This window comes from Nostoc sp. NMS4 (assembly GCF_017115095.1).
In the GTDB taxonomy this organism is placed as follows: domain Bacteria; phylum Cyanobacteriota; class Cyanobacteriia; order Cyanobacteriales; family Nostocaceae; genus Nostoc.
Genome location: NZ_JABXKI010000151.1, coordinates 1 through 6,625, shown reverse-complemented (window position 1 = coordinate 6,625; position 6,625 = coordinate 1). Strand labels below are relative to the sequence as shown.

5 protein-coding genes and 2 pseudogenes are annotated in these 6,625 nt (G+C 41.7%); 4 read left to right on the top strand and 3 right to left on the bottom strand.

The window, feature by feature from the left end:
* A partial coding sequence (locus HWQ37_RS12580) for an RsmB/NOP family class I SAM-dependent RNA methyltransferase (protein WP_292747713.1) occupies window positions 1-889 on the bottom strand: 889 nt, incomplete at its 3' end.
* Between the two features lie 163 nt (window positions 890-1,052).
* Between HWQ37_RS12580 and HWQ37_RS12575 the strand changes: the two genes are divergently transcribed.
* Together HWQ37_RS12575 and HWQ37_RS12570 are read left to right on the top strand one after the other, a co-directional pair.
* Window positions 1,053-2,474: a DUF2157 domain-containing protein gene (locus tag HWQ37_RS12575; protein ID WP_292747711.1), complete on the top strand. Its 1,422-nt coding sequence runs from the start codon at window positions 1,053-1,055 to the stop codon at window positions 2,472-2,474.
* Between the two features lie 176 nt (window positions 2,475-2,650).
* Window positions 2,651-3,361 (top strand): GDYXXLXY domain-containing protein, encoded by a 711-nt coding sequence (locus HWQ37_RS12570; protein WP_292747709.1) that lies wholly within the window; start codon window positions 2,651-2,653, stop codon window positions 3,359-3,361.
* A 489-nt stretch (window positions 3,362-3,850) separates the two neighbouring features.
* On the opposite strand, the gene HWQ37_RS12565 is transcribed toward HWQ37_RS12570, so the two are convergent.
* Complete coding sequence (locus tag HWQ37_RS12565; protein WP_292747715.1) at window positions 3,851-4,261, bottom strand: universal stress protein; 411 nt, start codon at window positions 4,259-4,261, stop codon at window positions 3,851-3,853.
* Between the two features lie 90 nt (window positions 4,262-4,351).
* Between HWQ37_RS12565 and HWQ37_RS12560 the strand changes: the two genes are divergently transcribed.
* Window positions 4,352-5,554, top strand: coding sequence for a phosphoglycerate kinase (locus tag HWQ37_RS12560; protein WP_292747707.1), 1,203 nt, complete (start codon window positions 4,352-4,354; stop codon window positions 5,552-5,554).
* Window positions 5,555-5,665: 111 nt separating this feature from the next.
* A pseudogene (locus tag HWQ37_RS12555) lies at window positions 5,666-6,193 on the top strand (peroxiredoxin-like family protein); the annotation flags it as partial.
* Between the two features lie 276 nt (window positions 6,194-6,469).
* On the opposite strand, the pseudogene HWQ37_RS12550 reads toward HWQ37_RS12555, so the two are convergent.
* Window positions 6,470-6,625: pseudogene (locus HWQ37_RS12550) on the bottom strand (ISAs1 family transposase); the annotation flags it as partial.

Sequence of the window (6,625 nt, the reverse complement as noted above, 5' to 3'; positions counted from 1 at the left end):
CGTTAGTATTTTTAAACAGGGCTGTAAATGCACCAGCACCTAATCTATCTTGAGGAAATATCCGATAACAAGGCATTGTCGTTAAATGCGATTGATAGTTGACCAAATTAGTAATTTTTATCGCTTTAAAATGGGGAAAACGTTCTAAAAACCATTCACAAACTTGCTCATTTTCTTCTGGTGAATATGTGCAAGTCATATAAGCAAGATATCCCTGTGGTGAAACAATTTTAGCAGAGTTAGCTATAATACGCTTTTGCCGATTTGCACTCTTATTAATAGCAGTTGGGTGAAAACATCCGGGTGCTTTTTCACCTTTGGCAAGTAAAGATTGTCCAGTACACGGAGCATCTACTATGATTAGATTGCTAGAGTCGGGAAACATTTCGGCAAATATACTCGAATCTCGATTAACCACCGCGCTAGGGCTAACCTGGCAACGCTTCAAGTTAGAAATTAGCATTCCCAGACGTTTGCCAATTACTTCATTACTGATGAGTAATTCAGGTTTTAAAGCTCTCCAAGCGAAAATACTTTTACCTCCTGGTGCGGCACACATATCAAAAACTAAACGCACTGATTCGGGAATAGCTAACAAAGTAGTAGCTGCAAACACCGAAGAAAAATCTAAACAATAGAAATGTCCTTTTTCATGCAAGGGATGCTTACCAGGTTTTTCTCCCAGAGATAAGCGGTCTATAAATTGTGGTTGCCAAACTGTTGGTGTTTCCACTGCAAAAGGTGAAATATCTGGCTTTTCTTGACACCAAAGAATACTAGGTGAAAAAGGCTGAGGATTCATTAAAGCCTCAATAAATTTTTCTTGCTCATCTAAATTAGCGAACAAACGCCGCGACACTTTAAGTAATAAATTAGAAGGTTTTTCCATGCAGATGATGAATTACGAATTAATAGAAGTACGTTGTATCTAAATCAAAATCAAACTGTTACACAAGAACAATGTAATTAAGGCTTTTGGCTTCATACTCAAAATATAATGACCGCCATTGGGATCGCAATGGCCAAGCTACCCCACTGCACCGGAGAAGGTCATGTTTTTAGATAGTTTTCAGGAAAAATTACGCAAACAAGCACAATTATGGAGGGATGAAGGATTTATTAGTTCTTCGCAGTATGAGCAGATAGCAGAACGTTATCAATTTAAAAACCTGGAAGCTGCTGCACGCGATCGCAACAAAGCGATCGCAATTGCTATCGGTAGCATACTTTTATGCTTAGGCATAATTACCTTTGTATCAGGAAACTGGCAAGGAGGATCGCGAGAAATCAAATTTATTTTAATGATGAGTTTGTTTTTTGCGATCGCTATCACTGGATTTTACAGTTGGAGGCCACCTGAAGGCAAGAAGCCAGAACGAAGCAAACGCCTACTGGGAGAAGGTTTGCTAATTTTAAGCGCCTTCATCTTCGGTGCAAATTTACTGCTGATGGCCCAGATGTTCAATATCATCGGTTCAGCTTCCCAACTATTTCTCGCTTGGGGATTCGGTGTTGTCGTAATGGCCTTCAGTTTGTCCTTAAATTCTTTAGGAATTCTGTCAATTGTCCTCGTGGAAATTGGCTACTGGACTGGACTAGAAGACTTATGGTACGCTTCAGGTGAGTTAACTTGGTCGCGGCTAGTAGTGCAACATCTGCCTTTGTTGGCATGGCTAGTATTTGTACCTTTAGCTTACTTTTGTCGATCGCGTTGGATTTTTGCTCTAGCAGCCTTTGTTTTTGCTAGTTCCTTACAAGCTAACCTTAATCCTCTGCCACTGCTAAATTACGCTGATATAGCCCCTTGGGTGGCATCTTTTGCTTTTGCACTCCCACCTGCATTATTCTGGAGTTATGATGATTTACTGTTTCCAACTATAAATTACAGATTGTTTCAATCTTTAGCCCGTAATTTAGCGTTGGTAAGCTTCGGCATCGTCTTTTACGTTCTGTCTTTTCGTTGGGTCTGGGATTCTCCAGATTATAGTTATAATCAGCCAACGAATTTGACAAACTTATTCGAGTCTCTGCCGATTATCGATTTGGGAATTCTCAGTGGCTTGGCGGTATTGCAATGGTTGTTTCTACTGCGCCAAAGAAATAACCCTCCGCGCCGCGAAGTGATTTTTACAACTGCTGTCATTAGTACATTTCTTGTCTTTATTGCAATCGTACCTTTTTGGCATCAAACTATCAGCCGGATTGATGAACTTGGCATTTTTATTTTCAATGTACTTCTTGCAACATTAGCCTGGGGACTAATTCAAGAAGGATTGAAATTAAGCAACAGAAGTTCCTTTTGGGGCGGTATGCTGTTAGTAACCCTGCAAATTATCAGTCGCGTACAGGAGTACGACACCGACTTACTTTTTAAGTCGCTAGTCTATGTCCTGTGCGGTTCTGCTTTAATTAGCGCTGGACTCTGGTTTGAACGTCGCCTACCCGGTGGCTCTAGCTCTACAAGTAAGAAGTAGGGTAAATTTTAGATTTTTAATTTTAAATTTTGGATTGAATAAAAATCTAAAATCTAAAATCTAAAATCCAAAATTCTGAAATCTCTGTGCGTCAAAATTTCTAAAGTTTCTCTGCGTCAGTCCTAATCTCGTTACTTTTAACCTCTTCAAGACCTCTGCTTTTTAGGACTACGCTCATGACTAATACTTCTTCTGAATCTAAGAATAAACCCTTATCTCCTGAAGCCGAATTTTCTAATAAGGTGACTTTTCGGGATTACTTGATTGCGACTGAACAAAAATCGAATAAGCCCTTACCTTTTTGGCGGTTACTAGCTCCCCTGGCGCTGCAAACAGGGTTAATTATGGCAGTACCAGCCCAAGCAGTTTATACAGATGTGACAGGTAAGACAGTGATTTTGCAAACCGTACCTGTAGACCCTAACAATGTGTTAGAAGGTAACACTTTAGACTTAGATTACAACATATCCCGTACCTCAAATTTGAGCAGATTACCTGGCTGGCAAACATTAGTCAGCAAAGGTCGGGGAAGTGGTCGAAGATTGCCTGAAGGAACCAATATTTACGTGACTTTGCAAGAGCAATTGTCTTCTGGGCGCGGTGTTCCCAGAGCTTGGAGACCATTACGAGTAAGTAGCGATCGCCCCACAACTCTAAGAGCCAATCAAGTAGCCTTAAAAGGTGTTTATCAGAATGGTTCTGTTAACTACGGCTTAGAAACATATTACATCCCAGAAAACCAACGCCAGCAGATTCGGAACGACTTACAAGCCCAACGCGCCCGCAGAGGACAAGTACCACCCATTGTGGTGAAGGCGAAAGTAGACCCACAAGGAAAGGCAGTACCACTTAGTATGTGGGTGCGCGATCGCAACTATCGCTTTTAATTGTTGAACCCTAAAAGGTTGTTTGAAAAGTATTGGGCGAATAGAATTCGCTACTACACAAAACTTAGTCCACGGAGGTGGACTAAGAGAAAATTAAGGTTTTTAACCTGCGTGGTGCGCCAAGCGCAGCGCAAGCGCGATAGGCAGGTGAGAGTTTGTGTAGCCGCGACTTCTAGTCGCCCGGTTAGTAAGAAATTAGACTTTTCAAACATCCTCTATTTAGCACCACGAAATCTAGGACAACCTTCTTCGCCCCCTTTTTACAACAACCGCAGAAATTTTTATCGAACAGAATTCAGGAGTCAGGAGTCAGAATTCAGAATGAATTCTGTACGACTGGCGGATAGCGTAGCATTAGCGAGTAATCGAGCGTCGCGTCTTTATTCTGACTCCTATTAGCGGTAGCGGGGCGTTTAGCCCATTCTGACTTCTGAATTCTTCTTCAATAGCGATCGCCCTACAAATTTACTAGTATTGAGCAACACACTGCTAAGGCACAATCAGCACTGGGCAAGGTGAAAGGTTAATTACGCGAGTGGTAACACTATCATCCGCTCCCTCTTCAGTCAAACCTAGCCCCCGACAGCCCATAATAATTAAATCTGCCCCGATTTCATCAGCCACATCGCAGATCGTAAAAGCTGGTTTGCCTCGCCTTTCCAGAATTTCCGATTGAATTCCTTGCCCAGAAAATAAAGCCTGAGCATTTTCTAGCAGTTTAGCAACTACCTCTGGCGACACCATCGGATCGTCGGCACTAGGAGCATCTGGAGGTGCTTCTTCTACCACAGACAGCAGCACCAAGCGACTGCTGTATTTTTTAACTACATTGGTGACAACATCAGCAGCTTCCCGCGTTTCCCGACTTTGATCGATAGGAAATAATACCGTCTTAAATATCTCTGTCACTTGGGTACCCCTGACTCCGGTAAAATCTTTGATAGTTCTACTTTCAAAACAATAACAAAAAGGCAATCAGGAGAGTTTGGTGTGTCCAAAAAAAGTTTAGCAAGTTTATCTTCGGCTGATATATCTGGGAAACGTGCCTTAGTGCGGGTTGACTTTAATGTGCCTGTGGACGATAAAGGCAACATTACCGACGATACTCGCATTCGCGCCGCTCTACCAACCATCCAAGATTTGACGCAGAAGGGAGCTAAAGTCATTCTCGCCAGCCATTTTGGCCGTCCCAAGGGTGTGGATGACAAATTACGCCTAACTCCCGTTGCCAAGCGTCTGTCTGAGTTACTGGGGCAAGAAGTCATTAAAACTGATGATTCCATTGGCGATGAAGTTGCAGCTAAAGTTGGCGCATTGCAAAATGGGCAAGTGTTGTTACTTGAAAATGTCCGTTTTTACCCAGAAGAAGAGAAGAATGACCCAGAATTTGCGAAAAAATTGGCAGCTAATGCTGATTTTTATGTAAATGATGCCTTTGGGACTGCACACCGCGCCCATGCTTCTACTGAAGGCGTGACTAAATTCCTCAGCCCTTCGGTGGCTGGATATTTGGTTGAGAAGGAATTGCAATATCTGCAAAACGCCATTGAAAATCCTCAACGTCCTTTAGCGGCAATTATTGGTGGTTCCAAAGTTTCCAGCAAAATTGGCGTAATTGAAACACTGCTAGAAAAGTGCGACAAGCTGATCATCGGTGGTGGGATGATTTTCACCTTCTACAAAGCCCGTGGTTTGAATGTTGGTAAGTCGTTGGTGGAAGAAGACAAGCTAGAACTAGCGAAATCTTTGGAAGCTAAGGCTAAAGAACGGGGCGTTGCTTTATTGCTTCCCACAGATGTGGTATTGGCAGATAACTTTGCCCCTGATGCCAATTCTCAAACCGTTAGCATTGAGAATATCCCCGATGGTTGGATGGGTTTGGATATTGGGCCAGACTCGGTGAAATTTTTCCAAGATGCCCTTGCAGATACCAAAACGGTAATTTGGAACGGGCCTATGGGTGTATTTGAGTTTGATAAGTTTGCAGCAGGTACGGAAGCGATCGCTCATACCTTAGCAGAAATCGGTAAAACTGGTACAACTACCATCATCGGCGGTGGCGACTCAGTAGCGGCTGTGGAAAAGGTTGGTTTAGCCGATCAAATGAGCCACATCTCCACTGGCGGCGGCGCTAGCTTGGAGTTACTTGAAGGTAAGGTATTGCCTGGAATTGCAGCTTTAGATGATGCGTAATTAGGGGCTGGGGATGAGGAAGCAGGGGAGCAGGGGGGAAATTACAGCAAATCTTTCTCCTCTGCCCCTCTGCCTCTTTCCCATGCCCAATACCCAATGCCCAATTCAGGAATGAATACTCAAACACGCTCTAATTCTCCAGATATTTACTCAATTTTGAGTCAAACTCAACGCTTGCGAGTTAGTGATGGAGAGATTAAACCCGTTTTAGATGGTTGCTCAAATACTTCAAAGTTGCTCGTACTTATTTGGTCGCAGTTAGGAGATTTTGATAATTTAGAATATGCTTGGTGGTTGCACAGAAAAAAAGAAGAGATCGAAACCAGAGGAATCACAATTCGCGCTATTGGAATTGGAAACCGCAATTCTGGGATCAAATTTTGCGAATATACAAGATTTCCTCAAGAATGGTTGTTTGTAGATCCAAATGCTGAAATTCACGCTTTGTTAGGGCTTTATCGCGGTTTAAATATACAATTCCCAATGCTATCAACGTCACAAAAAGCTTGGCTTAATTTAATGCTAATGTGTGCTGGGGTTGCTAGTCCGGGAACTCTGAAGGAAGTTTTTCGCGGTTATAAAGGTGATTATAATGCTCCTCAGTTAATTGCTGATGAGGAAGTTGTGAGGGATACACCCAGGGGGAACGCATCTAAATTATATTGACAAAATACCGTATTAATGTATCAACACACAGGAAAACATATAATTGAATTCAAATGCTTATAAAATTCTTTATTAATATCCTAAAACTTTAATTATTTCAGAGTAATTAGTTATTTTTTATAATGAGCTTATCCTCTTCACTTCTATATACTAACATCGGGATTTTTGGGCATACAAAATCTAGATTCAATTGAGAATCAGGGAAGAATAAATTATTTATTTATTTTGAGATAAATTTTCTGATTTTTATCAGATACATTCTAAGACTTTTGTTAAATATTCGTTATCCAATCCTGCACAAAACTGTTTGCTTTTAATTCCCAGTTTTTTGCTCTTTTCCTTTCCTAAAGCATTAACTGCTAGATGACGCAGAACTGCAAAATTTTGTGGCGCATTATCTTTCCT

Excerpts from the sequence above, each read along its gene's own strand:
- HWQ37_RS12575 (WP_292747711.1), top strand. The coding sequence starts at position 1,053 with ATGTTTTTAGATAGTTTTCAGGAAAAATTACGCAAACAAGCACAATTA.
- HWQ37_RS12570 (WP_292747709.1), top strand. The coding sequence starts at position 2,651 with ATGACTAATACTTCTTCTGAATCTAAGAATAAACCCTTATCTCCTGAA.